Origin of the sequence: Sphingomonas sp., assembly GCF_036402235.1 — a bacterium.
GTDB lineage: Bacteria > Pseudomonadota > Alphaproteobacteria > Sphingomonadales > Sphingomonadaceae > Sphingomonas.
Map to the genome: position 1 here is coordinate 1 of NZ_DASWTG010000024.1, position 20,158 is coordinate 20,158.

Annotated in this window: 13 protein-coding genes; 9 read left to right on the top strand and 4 right to left on the bottom strand. The window is 67.3% G+C overall.

Annotation, left to right across the window (positions count from 1 at the left end; all coding sequences use genetic code 11):
- Positions 1-138: 138 nt before the first annotated feature.
- Positions 139-888: a prephenate dehydrogenase/arogenate dehydrogenase family protein gene (locus VGD28_RS04980; protein ID WP_331027224.1), complete on the bottom strand. Its 750-nt coding sequence runs from the start codon at positions 886-888 to the stop codon at positions 139-141.
- The gene (hisC, locus tag VGD28_RS04985; protein ID WP_331027225.1) at positions 885-2,015 is read right to left on the bottom strand and encodes a histidinol-phosphate transaminase; all 1,131 of its coding nucleotides are present in this window, start codon (positions 2,013-2,015) and stop codon (positions 885-887) included. The genes VGD28_RS04980 and hisC overlap by 4 nt, the downstream gene beginning before the upstream one ends.
- A gap of 87 nt (positions 2,016-2,102) precedes the next feature.
- Between hisC and VGD28_RS04990 the strand changes: the two genes are divergently transcribed.
- The 8 genes from VGD28_RS04990 (at position 2,103) to VGD28_RS05025 (ending at position 15,043) form a co-directional block, all read left to right on the top strand.
- Entirely contained in the window at positions 2,103-3,665 is a 1,563-nt protein-coding gene (locus VGD28_RS04990; RefSeq protein WP_331027226.1) for an NAD(P)/FAD-dependent oxidoreductase, read from the top strand.
- Positions 3,666-3,697: 32 nt separating this feature from the next.
- Positions 3,698-4,813 (top strand): homoserine O-acetyltransferase MetX, encoded by a 1,116-nt coding sequence (gene metX, locus VGD28_RS04995; protein WP_331027227.1) that lies wholly within the window; start codon positions 3,698-3,700, stop codon positions 4,811-4,813.
- On the top strand, positions 4,810-5,244 hold the full coding sequence (locus tag VGD28_RS05000) for a GNAT family N-acetyltransferase (RefSeq protein ID WP_331027228.1): 435 nt from the start codon (positions 4,810-4,812) through the stop codon (positions 5,242-5,244). Before metX ends, VGD28_RS05000 begins: the two co-directional genes overlap by 4 nt.
- Positions 5,241-5,831: a methionine biosynthesis protein MetW gene (gene metW, locus VGD28_RS05005; RefSeq protein WP_331027229.1), complete on the top strand. Its 591-nt coding sequence runs from the start codon at positions 5,241-5,243 to the stop codon at positions 5,829-5,831. The genes VGD28_RS05000 and metW overlap by 4 nt, the downstream gene beginning before the upstream one ends.
- 183 nt (positions 5,832-6,014) lie before the next feature.
- On the top strand, positions 6,015-9,212 hold the full coding sequence (locus tag VGD28_RS05010) for an amidohydrolase family protein (RefSeq protein WP_331027230.1): 3,198 nt from the start codon (positions 6,015-6,017) through the stop codon (positions 9,210-9,212).
- A 199-nt stretch (positions 9,213-9,411) separates the two neighbouring features.
- Positions 9,412-12,468: a TonB-dependent receptor gene (locus VGD28_RS05015; RefSeq protein ID WP_331027231.1), complete on the top strand. Its 3,057-nt coding sequence runs from the start codon at positions 9,412-9,414 to the stop codon at positions 12,466-12,468.
- A gap of 74 nt (positions 12,469-12,542) precedes the next feature.
- Positions 12,543-13,217, top strand: a complete 675-nt coding sequence (locus tag VGD28_RS05020; protein WP_331027232.1) for a DUF6445 family protein — start codon at positions 12,543-12,545, stop codon at positions 13,215-13,217.
- An 11-nt stretch (positions 13,218-13,228) separates the two neighbouring features.
- Positions 13,229-15,043 carry a family 43 glycosylhydrolase gene (locus VGD28_RS05025; RefSeq protein WP_331027233.1) on the top strand — a complete coding sequence of 605 codons (1,815 nt, stop codon included), beginning with the start codon at positions 13,229-13,231 and terminating at the stop codon, positions 15,041-15,043.
- 55 nt (positions 15,044-15,098) lie between these two features.
- On the opposite strand, the gene VGD28_RS05030 is transcribed toward VGD28_RS05025, so the two are convergent.
- Entirely contained in the window at positions 15,099-16,535 is a 1,437-nt protein-coding gene (locus tag VGD28_RS05030; RefSeq protein ID WP_331027234.1) for a glucoamylase family protein, read from the bottom strand.
- A gap of 26 nt (positions 16,536-16,561) precedes the next feature.
- A complete protein-coding gene (locus VGD28_RS05035; RefSeq protein ID WP_331027235.1) occupies positions 16,562-17,557 on the bottom strand; it encodes a LacI family DNA-binding transcriptional regulator in 996 nt (331 codons plus the stop codon).
- A 198-nt stretch (positions 17,558-17,755) separates the two neighbouring features.
- Between VGD28_RS05035 and VGD28_RS05040 the strand changes: the two genes are divergently transcribed.
- Positions 17,756-20,044, top strand: coding sequence for a glycoside hydrolase family 3 N-terminal domain-containing protein (locus VGD28_RS05040; protein WP_331027236.1), 2,289 nt, complete (start codon positions 17,756-17,758; stop codon positions 20,042-20,044).
- Positions 20,045-20,158: the final 114 nt, after the last annotated feature.

Consider the following 20,158-nt stretch of genomic DNA (forward strand, 5'->3'; position numbering starts at 1 on the left):
CCGCTGCCGCAACACGCTCTCGCAAATCGTCAGAATAGGCTCGTGCCATCCCTGCTGGCCTCCTGCCAGCCAGCAGCTTGAATCACAATCACACCCTCTTGGGAATCCCCAATCGATTCAGCATAATCAGGACAGACTCTAATCCGCCGCGCTGCGATTCCCCGCCTTCAGGCTCTCTGCCAGCAGGCCATTGGCCTCGGCGATGAACTGGCGGGTGATCTCCTCGGCATAGGGGTTGAGGTTCTGGATCGCGAAGAACAGTTCCTTGGTATCGTCGCGGATCAGCCCGCACAATTCCAGCAGGTGCTGGTAGCTGCTGGTCTTCAGCTCCTCGTCGGGAATGCGGATGTTGACCAGCGCGCGCCCGATCAGGTGGGTCAGCGCCTGGACATAGGCCATTTCGCGGTCATGCTCCTCGGCGCTGGTGATCGAGACCGTAAGGCCGAGGCCGCGGCCGAACTCGGCGACCTTGTGGTGCCGCTCGCCGCGCACCGCGCAGACCACCAGCGGCTGCCCCTTCAAGCCGCCCCGCGCGCTCTGCGGGCCGAACAGCGGGTGAGTCGCGACGATGTCGACGCTATCGGGCAGTGCCTCGAGCATCCAGCGCGCGGGGAGCATCTTGACCGAGGCGACATCCAGAACCAGCGCACCCGGCCGCACCAGCGGGGCGATCGCGGTGATGGCCGCCGCCATCGCCTGCACCGGCACTGCCAGCATCACCACGTCGCAGGCCGCGGCGTCCGCCAGCGTGCCGGCCTCGACGCCGATCGCCGCCGCCGCCTCGCCGATCTCGCCGGTATCGTTCACGACGACCGAGAAGTGATCGCGCAGATGCTTTGCAGCGAGCTGCCCGAACCGGCCGAAGCCGATGATCCCGAAACGTTTCATCCCGCAGCCACGGAAGCTTGCGTCTGCGCCACCAGCTTCTGCAGGATCGCGGCGACGGCGCGCGTCTCGTCCTCGGTGCCGATGGTGATGCGCAGGCCATGGGGCAGGCCCTGGCCGGGCAGCCAGCGGACGATATAACCCTCGTCCATCAACCCCTTGTACGCCGCCTCGGCGGTCAGCGCGCCCTCGAACAGCACCAGCACGAAATTCGCCTGGCTCGGCACCGCGCGTAGCCCGGCATTGCCGAGCTTGGCGATCTCGTCCGCGAACCAGCGGCGCCACTGCGCATTATGGCTGCGGGTGTGTTCGACGAATTCCGCGTCATGCAGCGCCGCGATCGCCGCCGCGGTGCCCGCGATGGTGATGCTGAAGGGCAGGCGGATGCGGTGCATCGCCTCGATCACCTCGGCCGAGCCATAGCCCCAGCCGATCCGCTCGGCGGCCAGGCCGTAGAGCTTGGAGAAGGTGCGCGTGACCAGCACATTGGGCTGGGTCCTGGCCAGCTCCATCCCGCCATCGTCGATCTCGCCTTCGATATATTCGGCATAGGCATGATCGAGCACCAACAGGATGTCGGGACGCAGCCCCGCGTGCAGCCGCGCGATCTCCTCGCGGCTGGCATAGGTGCCGGTCGGATTGTTGGGGTTGGCGATGAACACCATCCGCGTCCGCTCGGTCACGCTGGCGAGGATCGCGTCGACGTCGGTCGCATAGTCCCTGTCGGGCGCCACCACCGGGGTCGCGCCCACCCGGCGGGTCGCGATCGGGTAAACGGTGAAGCCGTAATTGACGTAGATGATCTCGTCGCCCGGCCCGGCGAACGCGCCGGCGGCGAGATGCAGAACCTCGTCCGATCCGTTGCCGTAGATGATCCGCGCGGGATCGAGCCCGTGGAGCTGCGCCAGCGCCTCGCGCAGCTCGACCGCGCTCGCGTCAGGATAGCGCTCGAGGCTGTTTGCCGCGGTGGCGAAGGCTGCGCGCGCCTTGTCCGAGGTGCCGAGCGGGTTTTCGTTCGACGAGAGCTTGATCGCCTTGCGGCCGTCATCGGTCTTGGACTTGCCCGGCACGTAGGGGGCGATGGCCATGATCCAGGGCTTGGGCTGCGGCTTGGAGACGGATGCGGTCATGGCGCGCGCGATGGCCGAAGCGGGTAAGAATGGCAAGGTTTGCGAAATCGCTCTGTGCTAGGCCGTCCGCCAAACAGGGGAATGACGATGCGGGGAAGCGAGACGCTGTGGCGGGCACTGGAGCTGGCACGCCGGCAGGGCCTGGCAGAGCGTGGCATGCCGCCGCCGCGCCCCGGCCATGGCGGGATCGGCCGCCGCGCATTGCTTCAGGGCATGGCGGCGAGCGGGATCGCGGCAGGACTTCCCGCTCCGGCCTTCGCGCTGCCCGCATCGGGGCGGGTGGCGATCGTCGGTGGCGGCATCGCGGGGCTCTCGGCGCTGCATCACCTGTCCAGGGCGGGCATCGATGCGCGACTCTACGAGGCGCGTAACCGCCTCGGCGGGCGCATGTACACCCAGCGCACCGTGAGCGGGCAACTGTTCGAGGCGGGAGGCCAGCTCGTGAACTCGGACCATGCGGACATGCATGCGCTGGCCAGGGAATTCGCCGTGCCGCTGATCGACCGCAAGTCCGGCCCGCACCAGTCGGTGGTGCTGGCGGACGGGGCGGTGGCACAGCAGGCCGAGCTGGCGCGCCTGCTCGCTCCGCTGGCCACGCGCATCGCGCGCGATTCAGAGGCGGTGGACGCGAGCCCCCGGGCCGCGGCGGCGATCGACCGGCTCTCCGTCGCGCAGTATCTCGATCGTCACGCCGCGCTGATCGGCGACCCGCGCATCCGCGCGCTGATCGAATCGAGCATCCGCACCGAATATGGCGCCGAGCCGGACAAGGCCTCGGCCCTCCAGCTCATCTTCAACCTGCCCACGGTGAAGGGCGAGCATGTCGAGGTGCTGGCGGGCAGCGACGAGCGCTATGTCATCGCGGGCGGATCGGGCAGGCTCGCCGCCGCCATTGCCGGGGCGCATCGCGACCGGATCGAGACCGGGCGGCGCCTGCACGCGATCCGCGAGACCGGGAGCGGCATCCGGCTCGAATTTCTCGACGGCACCCATGCCACGGCCGATACGGTGATCGTCGCCGTCCCTGCGCCGACCCTGCGTCAGATCGACTTCGCCGTCCCACTCTCCGCGCGCTGGCGCGAGTTCATCGCGGGGGCGGATCTCGGCCGCAACGAGAAGCTTCAGGTCACGGCATCCGCGGCGCCCTGGGCTGAGATTCTCGGCACGGGGGGTGAGCTTTGGGATACCGCTCCGCCCTATGCCTTGGGCTGGGATGGCACCATCCAGGGGGAGGCGAACGGCAAGCCGGTATGGACCTGGTTCATGGGCGGCGAGCAGGTCGCGGCGGCAGCGGTGGCCTCGCCGCAACTCCTGGCGCCTGCCTTTGCCAAGCTCACCGAGCGCGCGATCCCGGGAATGGAGAAGGCGGTGGCCGGCGGCACCGTCCGCCGCACCAACTGGAGCAACGACGCGCTGACGCTCGGCGCCTATACCAACAGCGCACCGGGCCAACTCACCCGCTTCGGCCCGCTCTTCTGGGTCGAATCCGATGATGCGGCCGAGCGGCAGCAGGCGGTCGCCGGACGGTTGATCTTCGCGGGCGAGCATGTCTCCGACGCCTGGGTCGGCTTCATGAACGGCGGCGCGCAGACCGGCCGCCTCGCCGCCCAGGCGGTGATCGCGGCGCGCGCGCGTCGCCGAGCCGCTTGAACGCAGCGCCTCGCGTCCCTAGTCAGGCGCGCATGTCCGACGACCAGCGCTTCGGCCTATCGCGCCACGTCACCCTGCCCGGGCCGCTCCGGCTCGACGGCGGCGTGCTGCTGTCGCCGGTCGAGATCGCCTACGAGACCTATGGCACGCTCGCACCCGACGGCGGCAACGCGATCCTGATCTGCCACGCGCTGACCGGCGACCAGCATGTCGCCTCGCCGCATCCGGTGACCGGCAAGCCGGGCTGGTGGACGCGGATGGTCGGCCCCGGCAAGCCAATCGATCCCGAGCGCCATTTCATCGTCTGCGCCAATGTGCTGGGCAGCTGCATGGGCAGCTCCGGACCGGCCACCGTCAATCCCGCGACCGGCAAGCCCTGGGGGATGGAGTTTCCGGTCATCACGATCCGCGACATGGTCCGCGCGCAGGCGATGTTGCTCGACCATCTCGGTGTCGCGCGGCTGAAGGCGGTGGTCGGCGGATCGATGGGCGGCATGCAGGCGCTGAGCTGGCCCGCGACCTTCCCCGATCGTGTCGATGCCGCGGTGGTGATCGCCTCGACCGCGCGCCATTCGGCGCAGAACATCGCCTTCCATGAGGTCGGGCGGCAGGCGGTGATGGCCGATCCGCGCTGGAACGGCGGCGCCTATTATGAAAGCGAGCCGCCCGCAGCCGGCCTCGCCGTCGCGCGCATGGCCGCGCACATCACCTATCTCTCCGAAGCCGGCCTGACCGAGAAATTCGGGCGGCGGCTTCAGGCACGAGAGGCCAAGTCGTTCGGCTTCGACGCCGACTTCCAGATCGAAAGCTATCTGCGCCATCAGGGACTGTCGTTCGTCGACCGGTTCGACGCCAACGCCTATCTCTACATCACCCGGGCGATGGACTATTTCGACCTCGCCGAAGAGCATGGCGGGCTGCTCGCCAACGCCTTCCGGGAGACCAAAGCGCGCTTCTGCCTCGTCAGCTTCGACACCGACTGGCTCTACCCCACGCGCGATTCACGCGCGATCGTCCATGCGCTCAATGCCGCGGGCGCGCCGGTCAGCTTCGTCGAGCTGTCCTCGCCCTTCGGCCACGACGCGTTCCTGCTCGAAGCGCCGGAGCTGAACCGCGTGGTCGACGGCTTCCTGAAGGCAGGGCAATGACGCAGGGCTATGACATCAGCCTCGATCGTGCGCGGCTCCAGCTCGATGTGATCCACGGGTTCATTGCCCGGAGCTATTGGGCGATCGGCATGCCGCGCGAGACGCTGGCGCGCGCGATCGCCAATTCGGTCTGCGTCGGCGCCTATCGCGACGGAGAGCAGGTCGGCTTCGCGCGCGTGGTGACCGACCGCGCGACCTTCGCCTATCTCGCCGACGTGTTCGTGCTGCCCGAGCATGGCGGCAAGGGGTTGGCTAAGGCGATGGTGCAGGCGCTGCAGGATCACCCCGAGCTGCAGGGCCTGCGCCGCTGGATGCTGGCGACCAGCGACGCGCATGGCGTGTACGCCGCACTCGGATGGCAGCCGATCGCCCAGCCGGAATTGTTCATGCAGCGCCACGATCCCGATGTGTACCAGCGCGGTGCGGCATGAGCGCGCTGCGTCCCGATCTCGCGATCATCGCCGCGAATGTCGCGCCGGGCAGCCGGGTGCTCGATGTCGGCTGCGGCGACGGCGCGCTGATGGCGGCGCTGCGCGACGACCGGCAATGCGACGCGCGCGGGCTGGAGATCGATCCCGTCAATGTCGCGACTGCGGTGTCGCGCGGGCTTTCGGTGATTCAGGGCGACGCCGACCGTGACCTTGCCGATTATCCCGACGCCAGCTTCGACTATGCGATCCTGAGCCAAACGTTGCAGACGACGATGTACCCGCATCACGTGCTCGATCATCTGCTGCGGATCGGCGAGCGCGCCTTCGTCTCCTTCCCCAATTTCGCGCATTGGCGCGTGCGGGTTTCGCTGCTGTGGGGCGGACGCATGCCGGTGACGCGGCTGCTGCCGGTCGCCTGGTACGAGACCCCCAACATCCATCACGTCACGGTCGATGACTTCCGCGCTTATGTCCGCGAGCGCGGCATCACGGTCGAGGCGGCCTGGTTCCTCTCCGGCGATCAGCGCACCAGCGCCGCCGCTGCCAATTTCCGGGCCGAGCACGCCGTCTTCCTGCTGCGGAGGTGAGCTTCTTCGGCTAGCGCCTAAGCGGCACCGGCCCGCTCCCCCACCCGGCCACCCATCAAGATACACTGAAGTGGGTGGCCGGGTGGGGGAGGGGGCCGGTGCCGAAGCCCTAAGCAAGAACGTGACGCGGGCGGTTTCGCCCGTTACTTCTCCCGCCAGAACAGGTTTCAGGGAGCTTCTTGCATGCGTCATTCGCTCGCCGGCGTCCTCGCCGCGCTTTTCGTCCTGGGGCAGGCGCACGCCCAGGACAAGCCTGCCGAAAAGCCCAAATGGGACGTCAACGCACCGCAGGGCGCGACGCTCAAGCAAGCGGGGATCGACACCGACGAAGGCACCTGGATCGACGTCGATGTCTCGCCCGACGGCCGCACGATCGCCTTCGCTTTGCTCGGCGACATCTACACCATGCCGATCGCCGGCGGCACGCCGACGCGGATCGCCGAGGGCCTTGCCTGGGAGGTGCATCCACGCTTCTCGCCCGACGGCGGCCGCATCGCCTTCACCTCCGATCGCGGCGGGGGCGACAATATATGGATCATGAATGCCGACGGCAGCGACAAGAAGCAGCTGACCAAGGAGGATTTCCGCCTCCTCAACCAGCCGAGCTGGTCGCCCGACGGCCAGTATATCGTCGCCAAGAAGCACTTCACGACCGGCCGCTCGCTCGGCACGGGCGAGGTCTGGCTCTACCATGTCTCGGGCGGCAGCGGGGTGAAGCTGGTCAAGCGCGTCAACGAGCGCCACCAGAAGGAGCTCGGCGAGCCGGTCTATGCCGCGGACGGCAAGTCGGTGTTCTTCACGCGCAACGTCACCCCCGGCCCGATCTTCGAGTACGCGCAGGATTCGAACACGAACCTGTTCAACATCGAGCGCTACGATCTCGAAAGCGGCGAGACGACGACAGCGGTATCCGGCCTCGGCGGCTCGGTCCGTCCGACGCCCTCGCCCGATGGGAAGAAGATCGCCTTCGTCCGGCGCGAGGCGACCAAGTCCAAGCTCTATGTCCGCGACCTAACCTCGGGCGAGGAACGCAAGATCTACGACGCGCTCGACCAGGACGTGCAGGAGACCTGGGCGGTCACCGGCGTCTATCCCAACATGGACTGGACGCCCGACAGCAAGTCGGTGGTCTTCTGGGCCGGCGGCAAGATCCGCCGCGTCGATGCCGATGGATCGAACGCCGCGGTGATTCCCTTCCGCGTCGCCGACACCCGTGCGGTCGCCGGCGCCACCCATCCTCAGATCGAGGTTGCGCCGGCGAGCTTCACGACGAAGATGACGCGCTTCGCCGCGGTCTCGCCCGATGGCGGTCGCGTCGTGTTCGAGAGCATGGGCAAGTTGTGGATCAAGCCTGTGTCGGGCGGCACGCCCAAACGGCTCACCGGTCTCGCCGAGGATGCCGGGTTCGAACTCTATCCCTCCTGGTCGCGCGACGGCCGTTCGATCGTCTTCGTCGAATGGAGCGACGCGAAGCTGGGCCGAATCCGCACCGTCGCCGCTTCCGGTGGCGCGGCGAAGGACGTGACGAGCCAGCCCGGCCTCTACGCGCGCCCGCAATTCTCTCCTGATGGCCGGACGATCGCGTTCGAGAAGGCGGCGGGCGGCGGCCTCACCGCGCCCGGCTGGTCCAACGACCCCGGCGTCTATCGCGTCGCGGCGGCGGGCGGCGTGCCCGAGCTCGTCGCGCGCGGCATGGCCCGCCCGCAATTCGGCGCGGGAAGCGACCGGCTGTTCATGATCAGCCAGGGCGAGGACAAGCTCCAGCTCGTCTCGACCGACCTCAATGGCGAGGGCAGGCGCGTCCATGCCAGCGGCGAGCTCGCCAATGACTATATCGTCGCGCCGGACGGCAAGAGCGTCGCCTTCCGCCAGAACTACCAGGTCTTCGCGATGCCGCTGATGCCCGGCGGACAGGAAGTGACCGTCGGGCCGAAGGCCGATGCGCTTCCCGTCATCCGCGTCAGCAGCGACGGCGCCGATTATATCCACTGGTCGGGCGACGGCTCGCGCCTCCATTGGAGCATGGGGCCAACGCTCTACACCGCCGACCGCGCCAGCTTCTTTGCCAGCGCGCCCGGCGCCAAGCCGAACGTGACGCCGCGCACCACCTCACTGGCGATGGAAGTAAAGGCCGCGAAACCGGCCGGCCGCGTCGCGCTCGCTGGCGCGCGCGTGGTGACGATGGCGGGCGCCGATGGCGGCATCATCGACAATGCGACGATCCTGATCGAGGGCGACCGCATCGTTCAGGTCGCGCCCACCGCTGCGATCCAGCTCCCCGCGGGCACGAAGATGATTGACGTCACCGGCAAGACGATCATCCCAGGGCTGGTCGATGCCCATGCCCACGGCCCCTATGGCACCGACGATCTCGTGCCGCAGCAGAACTGGTCGCTGATCCAGAATCTCGCGCTGGGCACCACCACGATCCACGATCCGTCGAGCCAGGCGAGCCTGGTCTTCGCCGCGCAGCAGATGCAGCGCGCGGGCAAGATCCTCGGCCCCCGCATCTTCTCGACCGGCGAGATCGTCTACGGCGCCAAGAACGCCGACGTCTATGCGCAGATCGACAGCTATGAGGATGCGCTCGCCCATGTCCGCCGCCTCAAGGCACAGGGCGCGCATTCGGTGAAGAACTACAACCAGCCGCGCCGCGAGCAGCGCCAGATGGTGGTCGCGGCCGCCCGCGCCGAGAATATGCAGGTCGTCGCCGAGGGCGGATCGCTGTTCGGCATGGATATGAACCTGATCGCCGACGGCAACTCGACGCTCGAGCACAACATCCCCGCGGACATCTTCTACAAGGACGTGCTCCAGCTGTTCGGCCAGTCCGACACCAATTACACGCCGACCCTTGTGGTGAGCTATGGCGGCCTCGCCGGCGATCCCTATTGGCGGCAGGCGACCGATGTGTGGAAGAACCCGCTGATGGTCCACACCCCGCCCGCGCGGCTGCGGTCGGACACGATGCGCGTGACCAAGGCGCCCGAGGACAATTTCGTCGACGACGATAATGCGCGCGAGGCGAAGAAGGTGGCCGCGACGGGCAGGCTGGTCGCGATCGGTGCGCACGGGCAGCAGGCCGGGATCGGCTCGCACTGGGAGCTGTGGTCGTTCGTCCGCGGCGGCATGATCCCGGTCGAGGCGCTGCGCGCCGGCACGATCGATTCGGCGAGATCGCTCGGCTTCGCCGGGGACGTCGGATCGATCGAACCGGGCAAGCTCGCCGATCTCGTGGTGCTCGACGCCGATCCTACCGCCGACATCCGCAACAGCGACAAGATCAGCCGCGTCATGCTCGGCGGCCGTCTTTATGATGCCAGGACGATGAACGAGGTCGAGACCGGGACGGCCAGGCGCTTGCCCTATTGGTGGGAGTAAAGCTCCGGATGGTCCGGGCATCGCGCGCCCGGACCATCTTGCCGATCGCGATCCGCCTCCTCCAAAAATGCAATTGACAACGTAGTCATATGTGCGCTTGTAAGTCGCGTGCCAGGAGATGCCAAAAGCTCCGGCGGCGCTGTAACCGGTTACATTCATCGATCAGAATCGATCGGCCGGTGTTTAGGGGAGCAGATTGATGACGGATTTCCGTAGCAAGCGTTCGCAACTCGTCCGCGGCGTTTCGGCCGGCGCCTTCGCCGCCGCGCTGATGATCAGCACGTCCGCCTTCGCACAGACCACCTCCGCGTTGCGCGGCCATGTCGAAGGCGCCGCGGCCGGCGCGACGGTCACCATCACCGACAGCAATACCGGGCAGACGGTCACGGCGACCGTCGATGCCAACGGCAATTACTTCGTTCCCGGCCTGCGGCCCGGCACCTATCGTGTCGAGGCGGCCGGCGTCGAGGCGGAGACCGTCGTCGTTCCGGTCGGCCAGACCGTCGTCTATGATATCGCGTCCCCCGCGCCCGCTGCGCCGGGCGGCACCGAAGTGGTCGTCACCGGTCGCCGCGGCCGCAACGAGGTGCGCACCGCTACGGTCACCACCAACGTCTCGCCCCAGCAGATCGAGAACCTTCCGCAGAACGACCGCAACTTCCTGAACTTCGCGGCCCTGGCCCCAGGCGTGTCGGTGTCGCCCCCGGGGAGCAACCGGCAGGTTCAGGCAGGCGCGGTGAGCCCCGATCAGACCAATGTGTTCATCGACGGGCTCAGCATGAAGAACCCGATCAACCATGGCGGCCTGTCGGGCCAGAATTTCTCGGAAGGCAATCCCTTCCCGCAGCTCGCGATCCAGGAATTCGCGGTCAACACGCAGAACTTCAAGGCCGAGTATGAGCAGGCCGGATCGGCGATCATCACCGCGGTGACCAAGACTGGCGGGCAGGAGCTGCACGGCACGCTGTTCGCCGAATGGCAACCCAAGGCGTTCTTCGGCCAGCCCTATTTCGACCGGCCGGGCAAGGCCAACAATCGCGACGGCTCAAGGGAGAAGCCGGACTATAATCGCTGGCAATATGGCGCCGATCTGGGCGGCCCGATCATCAAGGACGTGCTGCATTTCTACGGCGCGTTCGAAGCGACCGACAAGACCAAGCCGTCGGGCAATGTCGACTTGCGGCCGCCCGTGCCCGCGAATCTGATCTCGCAGTTCAACGGCAGCTATCCGCTCGATTTCAATCAGAAGCTCTATTTCGGCAAGCTGACGCTGTTCGCGTCGGCGCAGGATACGATCAACCTTTCGGCGTTCATCCGCGACGAATCCAATATCGGCGGCGTCGGTGGCACATCGGTGCCCAGCCATGGCGGCCCGATCAACAACAAGGTCAAGAATTTCCAGCTCGACTGGAGCCATCGCGGTGACAGCTGGCTCAACGAATTCTTCCTGTCCTACAGCACCGTCGAGAACGGTGCGCGCCGGGGCAGCGACGGGCCGGAGATCGTCCTGTCGAACGGCACCGACTTTGGCACGGTCGCGGCGCTCGGCGCGGGCAGTTTCGAGCAGAACGATTCCCAGAAATCGTGGACGATCAAGAACAACGTCACCCTCTATGGCGGTGCGCACACGATCAAGGCGGGCGCCAAGGTGTCGTTCAACAAATATGAGCGGCTCGAGGACAATCGCAGCAACGGCGGCTATTTCTTCAACGCCGCGAGCTATACCGGCTTCGATGCGAGCACGCCCTATGGCGCGCGCATCAACGTTCAGCCGTTCGAGCCAGGCCGTGCGAACAACACCCAGATCGGCCTGTTCGTGCAGGACGACTGGACCATCGACGATCACTGGACGGTCAACCTCGGCCTGCGCTGGGATTTCGAGACCAACGCCAAGAACGAGAATTTCGTGACGCCCGACAATGTCGCGACGGCGCTGCGGAACTATCCGGGCTGGAAGGCCGCCGGGATCAACCCGGAGGACTATATCTCGACCGGCGACAACCGCGATCCCTTCTGGGGCGCGTTCCAGCCGCGCATCGGCATCAGCTATGACGTGAAGGGCGATCGCGACCTCGTCTTCTTCGCCGGCGCGGGCCGCTATTACGACCGCCCGCTGTTCATCACATCGGGCATCGAGACGATCAAGAACCGGCACGAACGCGTCGTCCAGGCCAATTTCTGCACGGAAGCCGTCACGCCCGGGGTGCCCGACTGCCCGACGTTGCGCGCCGGCAATGGCGGCAACCTCCCGCGCGATACGCTGGTGTGGAATCCTGCCTTCCGCAATGTCGATACGTTGCGCTCGGCCGCGGCTGCGCTCGGCACCGGAGGCGACATCTGGCTGCTCAACAACAAGACCAAGCTGCCCTATTCGGATCAGTTCAACATCGGCGTGCGCAAGCGGTTCGGCGAGATTCAGACGGCGATCACCTATTCGCATATCCGCAGCCACAACATCTTCCGTTTCGTGCGCGGCAACCGCTTCTCGAACGGCTGGTACAGCCGCCTGCTGCAGCGCGACGCGGCCGGCAACGTCATCGGCTGCACCGATGGCGGCAACACCTGGATCCAGGACAATTTCCCCGACGTCGACTATGCGGCGTGCCCGGCGACGCAGGGCGACCTGGCCGGGTTCAACGGCAAGCTCAACATCGGCGACAACAGCGGCAAGGCAGTCTACAACGCGATCTACCTGACCGCCGAGAAACCGTTCACGGCCAATTCGCGCTGGGGCTTCTCCGCCGCACTCACCGTGCAGTTCGCCCGCACCAACGTCGCGCAGGAGCTCGCCAACAATGACGAGTTCTACAATGGCCCGGCGGTGGATGCCTATGGCTGGGGCTGGGTGCAGGGGGTCGAGAAATACCGCTTCGTCGGCACCGGCATCTTCCGCGGCCCGTGGGATACGGTGATCTCGGGCACGCTGACGATGAGCTCGGGCCCGGCCTTCGGCAATGTCATCTTCGGCCTGCCCAACCAGCCGCAGGAGGCGTGCTGCTACGGCAATATGGGCGGCGTGTTCTTCCCCGATACGATCCTCGGCTACGAGACGCTCGACCTGCGCATCGCGAAGAACTTCAAGATGCCCTGGGGGCATGATCTCGAGGCCAGCTTCGCGGCGTTCAACGTCTTCGATACGGTCAATCGCAACTATTCGGCCTGGGGCGCGGGCAGCGGCGTCGATCCGTCCTTCCGCGAGAACGGCACCGTCGGGAACGCGCGCAGCTTCCAGGCGGGCCTCAAGTACAAGTTCTGATCTCCGGATCGATATGTTCCGGGGGAGGGAGCCAGTGCTCCCTCCCCCCCTTTTCCGGAAGCGGGAGAGAAGGGGTGAAGCCCGAGCTGCACCGTTTCGGCCAGAGCCGGGAGCCCGTCGTTACGGTGGACGGGATCACCGGCGATCCCGGCGCTGCGGTCGCGGTCGCGGCGGGGCTTGCGCCCTTCCCGGTGAGCCAGACCTATTATCCCGGCTTGCGGCGCATCGTGACCGAAACCGATAGCGAGGCGTTCGCCTATGCCTGCCGCTTGCTGGAGACCGCAGCGCCGTTCATCGGCGGTGCCTTCGATGCCGACGGCTTCGATCTGCTCGAGGCGAGCTTCTCGATCGTCACCGTGCCGCCCGATGCGCTCGCGCCCGCGCAGCGCGCGCCGCATTTCGATTCGGCCGATGCCGATTATGTCGCGGTTCTTCACTATCTCACGCAGGCGCCGGGCAGCGGGACCGCCTTCTACCGCCAGCGCTCGACCGGCATCGAGCTGGTGGATGAAGGCAATCGTGCTGCCTTCGTCGCCGCGGCGCAGGCCGAAAGCGCCAGCCTCACCGGCTACACCAACGCCAGCAACGCCTGTTTCGAGCAGACCGGGCGGATCGACGCAGTGCGCGACAGGCTCGTCATCTACCGCGGCGCGCTGCTCCATTCGGGGATCATTCCGCCGGGCATGAAGCTCAGCGCCGACCCGCGTGAGGGCCGGCTCACTGCCAACCTCTTCATCCGTCTCAAATGAGGAACGTCTCGATGCTCAAGCGCGCTCTCGCCCTCGCAGCTGTCGTAGCCACCGCCGCGAGCGCGCAGCCGGGCAAGCGGACCTACGCCAACCCGATCGACATCGATTACCGCTACAATTTCGAGCAGGTGAACGAGGGCATCTCGTATCGCACCGGCGCCGATCCGGTGATCGTCCGCCACAAGGGCGCCTATTATCTCTTCCAGACGCTCGCCGACGGATACTGGCGATCGACCAATCTGGTCGACTGGACCTTCATCACGCCGAGCCGGTGGGAGAATGACAGCTTCGTCGCGCCCGCCGCCTGGTCGGACGGTGAGCGGCTCTACCTCATGCCCTCGATGATGGAGCCGGGGTCGATCTACGTCTCCGACGCGCCCGAGACCGGCAGGCTCGACTATTTCGTGCGCCGCATGCCGCGCCTGCCGGGGCAGGTGCGCCCGGGCGAGGAAGAGAAGATGAAGCCCGGCGAGATTCCGCCCGGCCCGTGGGATCCGGCGCTGTTCCGCGACGATGACGGCAAATGGTATCTCTACTGGAACTCGTCCAACGTCTTCCCGCTCTACGGGCTCGAGATCGAGTTCAGCGACGGCAAGCTCATCTACAAGGGCCCGGCGCAGGAGATGTTCCGGCTCCATCCTGGCCAGCATGGCTGGGAGCGGTTCGGGCAGGATCATTCGGGCGGCCTTCCGGACGGCACCCCGATCAAGCCCTTCATGGAGGGCGCGTGGATGACCAAGGTCGGCGGCACCTATTATCTCCAGTACGGGGCGCCGGGCACCGAGTACAATGCCTATGCCAACGGCACCTACACCTCGAAATCGCCGCTCGGCCCATGGACCTATGCGCCGTGGAATCCGGTCGCCTACAAGCCCGGCGGGTTCGTCGAGGGCGCCGGGCACGGCTCGACCTTCCAGGACAATCACGGCAACTGGTGGAACACCGGCACGCCCTGGCTCGGCGCCAACTGGACCTTCGAGCGGCGCATCAACCTGTTCCCGGCGCGCTTCGAGGCGGACGGGCAGATGTGGTCCTCGGCACGCTTCGGCGATTTCCCGCATTGGGCGCCGGACGGGAAGGTCGAGGACATCGAATCGCTGTTCACCGGCTGGATGCTGCTTTCCTACCGCAAGCCGGTCACTGCCTCCTCGACGCTCGGCGCGTTCGACGCCAGCCGCGCTTCGGACGAGAATCCGCGCACCTTCTGGGTCGCGGGCAGCAAACAGCCGGGCGAGACGCTGACCATGGATCTGGGCGCCGCGAAGACGGTGCGCGCGATCCAGGTCAATTTCGCCGATTACAAGGCCGGCCGCTTCGCCGACGCGCCCGACATCTACACCGAATTCCACATCGAGGGCTCGGTCGACGGCAGGAGCTGGTCGAGGATCGCGCGGACCGAAGGCCCGCGCCGCGATCGCCCCAACGCCTATCTCGAGCTCGGGACGCCCGCGAGGATCCGCTACGTCCGCTACGTCCACGGCCATATCGGCGGCGCGCATCTCGCGATCAACGACCTGCGCGTGTTCGGCAATGCCGACGGCGCCGCCCCCGCCATGCCGGACGGCGTCGCGGTGGTGCGCGACACCGACCAGCGCAACGCCCGCGTGACCTGGCGCAAGGTGCCGGGTGCGGTCGGCTACAACGTCATGTGGGGCGTGCGCCCAGACCGGCTGACCCTGACCTATCAGGTCTTTGCCGACGAGTTGGGCGGCGACGCCCAACTCGATCTCCGCGCGCTCAACGTCGGCGTCGGCTATTTTGCCGCGGTCGAGGCATTCAACGAGACCGGCGTGTCGAAGCGCAGCAAGCCGGTGCGGGTGCGCTGATCGAGCTGATCCCAATCCTCCCCCGCCAGGGGGAGGATTGAAAGCCGGCACAGCTCTACCCCGCCAGCCACCCCCCGGTGAACCCGGCCAGCTCTAGCCCGCGGCGCACCACCTTCGATCCTCGCATCACCTTCCACACGAAATCGCTGCGATAGTTCGCCGCCTGCAGCAGGATCGGACCCTGATCGATGCCGATATAGTCGGTATCGACCCAGCCATGCTTGCCGTTGATCCGGCCGTTGGCGAGGCGCTTGTCGGTCCAGGTGAAGCTCGGGTTGAACGAATCGAGGAAGCCGTACTGGCCGTAGAGTCCCGGCCATTTGCGCAGCGCTTCGGCCGCCGGGATCACGATCTCGGGCGCGAAGGGCAGCGATCCCAGCGCGGCGGTTGGCGCGAGCGTGCCATCGTCGAACTCGTCGGGCTGGCCCAGCGGGCCGCGGGCGGAGTAGGCGCGAAAGCTCGCGGTACGCCCTTTGAACGGCAGCTCATACCCGCCCGGCCCGTCGCACGCGGTCAGGCCCCAGATGTCCCTGGAATAGCCGGTCCAGCCCATCGGGTTGGCGATGGCATAGGCGCGCTGGGCATAGGTGGCGCGGCGGCTGTTCTCGAAATAGTCGAGCCCCGCCTCGCGCATCGCATGATCGCGGATGCCGCGGAAATCGATCCAGACATGGCTGTACTGGTGGCCGAACATGGGGGCGAAGGCGAGGTGGCGGGTCTCGCCCTGGCCGCGCCAGCAATGATCGTACTTCGCGGTCCAGACGTCCCAGCTGTTCGCCGGCACGGGATGCGTCGGCGACGCGAGCGCGAGGATGTAGACGAATATCCCCTCATTATAGCCCTGCCAGCTCGCCGGGATCAGCCCGCTCTCGGGGTGCCAGCCCATCGAGATCGGCGCGCGCCCGTCACTGCGGAAGAAGTTCCAGTCGGCACGGGCATAGATGTCGTGCGCCAGCTTGCGGATCTCGGCTTCGACAGCGTTGTCGGCGTGGAAATACTCGGCCGCGAACAGGATGCCCATGAACAGCAGCGTGGTGTCGACGCTCGACAGCTCGTTGGTGCGGAAGCGGTGCCCCGTCTCCATGTCGATGAAATGGTAGAAGAAGCCCTTGTGGCCCGCGGTGCCGCTCGGCTCCGGCCCCTGCGGCGCGTTCCAGAAGAAGCGCAGCGTGGTGCGCGTCAGCTCAGCCGCCTGCGCGCGCGAGACCCAGCCGCGCTCGACCCCGACCGGATAGGCGGTGAGCGCAAAGCCGACCGACGCGATCGAGCAGAAGGAGGGGCTCGGCCAGCGATCGGGCACCAGCCCGTTCCTGCGGTTCGCCCGCTCCCAGAAGAAGTCGAAGGTGCGTTTCTCGAGATCGGCATACCAGCCGGGCAGCGCGGGCTTCGCCGGCTCGGCCAGCAGCGGGCGTGCGCAGGCCGGGGTGAGCGCGGCGGCGCCAAGCACCGGGGCCGCGAGCAGCGAGCGGCGGGTGATCGGGATACGCGTCATACTATCCTCTCCTGGAGTATCGTTGTTCATCCGCGCGCGGCGGTCGTGCCGCGCACGACCAGTTCGGCGCTGTGGCGTTCGGCGCGATCGTCCGCCGGGCCACCTTCGAGCATGTCGATCAGCCGTTCGATCGCGCGCGCGCCCATCTCGGCGATCCGCACGCGCACCGTGGTGATTCCGAGATAGCGGGCCAGCGGCACATCGTCGAAGCCGGCCACGGCAATCTCGCCGGGAACGTCGACCCCGGCAGCGCGCAGCGCCTGCAGGCAGCCGATCGCCATCATGTCATTGGCCGCGAACACCGCGTCGCAAGCGATTCGATTCTCGCGGATCGCCAGCGCCGCCGCCTCGCCCCCCTCTTCGGAAAAGTCGCCGGCGAGCACGACCGGTTCGGCCTCCGGCGCATGGCGGGCCATCGCCGCGCGAAAGCCCTGCACGCGCTCGCGCGCATCGACATTGCCTTCCGGCCCGGCAATGTGGACGATCCGGCGGCGGCCGCCCGCGACCAGATGCGCGACCATCGCCTCCATCGCGCCGAGATTGTCGAGCCGCAGCGTCGGCCGGTCGTCGATTTCCTCCGGCCCGTTGATGAACAGCGAGGGCAGGGTCGGCGGAAGCGCCGCCTGCAGCATGCCGGCGGAGAGGTGCGGCGCCATTACGATCAGCCCGTCGACCCGCCCGCGCATCGCGCGCAACGCATTCGCGGCCTGCTCGCTCTCGTCATGGATGTTGGACAGCAGCAGCACATAGCCGCGCCGGCTCGCCTCGCGGTCCATGCCGCGCACGAACTCGCTGAAGAACTCGCCATGCAGGTCGGGCAGCACCACGCCCACGGCGTGCGCCCGCGCCAGGCTCAGGCTGCGCGCACCGGCATGCGGCACGTAACCGAGCTCCGCCGCCGCCGCCATCACGCGGTCGCGCGTCTCTTGCCGCACATTGCCGAGGCCGTTCAGCGCGCGCGATACCGATGCGATCGATACCTGCGCCCGGCGTGCCACATCGCGAATCGTCGCCTCGGCCATTCGTCCCTCTTCCGCTCCGTTTGGAACATCCGTTCTCGGGCGGGTCATTCGCGATTGCAAATCTTCTCGCTCGACGGCATGTAACCGGTTACGGTTTGCCGCGACAACCCCTAAAGCGGGCTTTTGAAGCGGGGCGGCAATCCGCCAGCATTTCCCCCGCGCCTTGGTTCGGCGCGATGCGTTCAGGAGAGGAAGAAGATGCTCGACACCCGGATTTCCCGCCGCGCGGCGCTGATGGGCGCAGGTGCGATCGCGGCGTGGCTCCACAGCCCGGCGCGCGCGCTGCTCGCCCAGGCTGGCACGGTCGAGGTTCCGCCCTTCATCGATGCGCTGATCGCGAAGATGACGCTCGCCGAGAAGGCCGGCCAGCTCAGCCTGATGGCCTCGGCCTGGGGCGGGAGCACCGTCGTCAATCCGGCCAGCGGCTCGAACGCCAATTTCGAGCAGCAGGTGGAGGAGGTCCGCAAGGGGCTCCTCACCGGCGTGTTCAACGGCAGCGGCACGCACATGTGCCGGATCATGCAGACCGCCGCGGTCAAGGAATCGCGGCTCAAGATCCCGCTGATCTTTGCCGCCGACATCATCCACGGCCACCGCACCATCTTCCCCGTCCCCGTCGGCGAGGCCGCGAGCTTCGAGCCCGCGCTGGCGCAGAAGACCGCCGCCGCCGCCGCCTACGAAGCAGCGGCCGCCGGCATCGACTGGACCTTCGCGCCGATGGTCGACATTTCGCGCGACCAGCGCTGGGGCCGCACCATGGAGGGGGCGGGCGAGGACGTGCATCTCGGCAACCTCTTCGCCGCCGCCCGCGTGCGCGGCTTCCAGGGCGCCAGCCTCAAGGCGATCGACACGATGATGGCCTGCGCCAAGCATTTCGCCGCCTATGGCGCGGCCGAGGCGGGGCTCGACTACAACACCGTCGACATCTCCGAGCGCACGCTGCGCGAGATCTACTTCCCGCCCTTCCAGTCGGCGTTCGATGCCGGTGCGCTGTCGGCGATGGCTTCGTTCAACGAGCTGTCGGGCATCCCCGCCACCGGCAATGAATGGCTGATGCGCACCGTGCTGCGCGACGAGTGGAAATATCAGGGCTTCGTCGTCTCCGACTATACCGGCGACATGGAGATGATCGCGCACGGCTTCGCCGCCGACGCGCGCGAGGCGACCAAGCTTGCCTTCATGGCCGGGGTCGACATGAGCATGACCAGCGGCTTCTACCGCGATCATCTGCCCGACCTGGTCGAGAAGGGGGAGGTGCCGATGGCGCGGCTCGACGAATCGGTGCGCAAGGTGCTGGCGATCAAGGCCACGCTCGGCCTGTTCGAGAATCCCTTCCGCCGCATCGACGAGAAGCGCGAAGCCGCGCGCAGCCGCACCAAGGCGACGCTGGCGCTCTCGCGTGAGATGGCGAAGAAGTCGATCGTCCTGCTCAAGAACGAAGGCGACATCCTGCCCCTGCGCAAGGGCGGGCAGAAGATCGCGATCATCGGCCCGTTCGCGGCCGGCCAGCACGACCTCAACGGCCCGTGGTGCGTCTATGGCGACAACAAGCTCGCCATCGATCTCGAGACCGGCGTGCGCAATGCGCTCGGCAAGACCGCCGACATCGCCGTGGTGAAGGGCTCCGAAGTCGAGGCCCCGCTCCCCGGCGGGATCGAGGCCGCGGTCGCCGCCGCGCGCAACGCCGACGTCATCCTGCTCGCGATCGGTGAGAGCGAGCGCATGTCGGGCGAGGCGCAGTCGCGCACCAGCATCACCGTCCCCGCGCCGCAGCAGGCGCTCGCCGAAGCCGTCGCCGCGACCGGCAAGCCGGTGATCGTCGTGCTCAAGAACGGCCGCGCATTGGCGCTCGAAGGCGCGGTCAGGAACGCGCCCGCGATCCTCGTCACCTGGTTCCTGGGGTCGGAAAGCGGCAATGCGATCGCCGATGTGCTGTTCGGCGACTACAGCCCCTCGGGCCGCCTGCCGATGAGCTTCCCGCGCGAGCCGGGCCAGCAGCCCTATTATTATGCGCACAAGCCCACCGGCCGCCCGAACCCGAGCGACGACAAGCTCGAGGAATATAAGACCCATTACCGCTCGATCCCGAACTCGGCGCTCTATCCGTTCGGCCACGGCCTGACCTATGGCAAGATCGACTATGCGAACCTGACCCCGGACCAGGGAACGCTGGCGTGGGACGGCGAGATCGTCTTCACCGCGACGATCACCAACCGCGGCACGCGCGCGGCGGAGGAGGTGGTTCAGCTCTACATCCGCGATCGCGCGGCGAGCATCACCCGCCCGGTTCGTGAGCTCAAGGCCTTCCGCAAGCTCGCGCTCGCTCCCGGGGCATCGGAGACGGTGCGGTTCGTGCTCAGGCGGTCGCAGCTCGAATTCATCGGTCGGGACCTGAAGCCCACGGTCGAGCCGGGCCTGTTCGACGTGTGGATCGCGCCTTCGGCACAGGCCGAAGGCGTGCATTCGACCTTCACCCTCACCGCCTGACCCAGCTTCCCCGGCATGCCGGGGGTCCGGCACCGCTTCCCCTCCCTCCCCGAGGCGGTGCCGGACAGTCTTGGCGTAAATCCTCCCCCGCCAGGGGGAGGTGGCGCCGAAGGC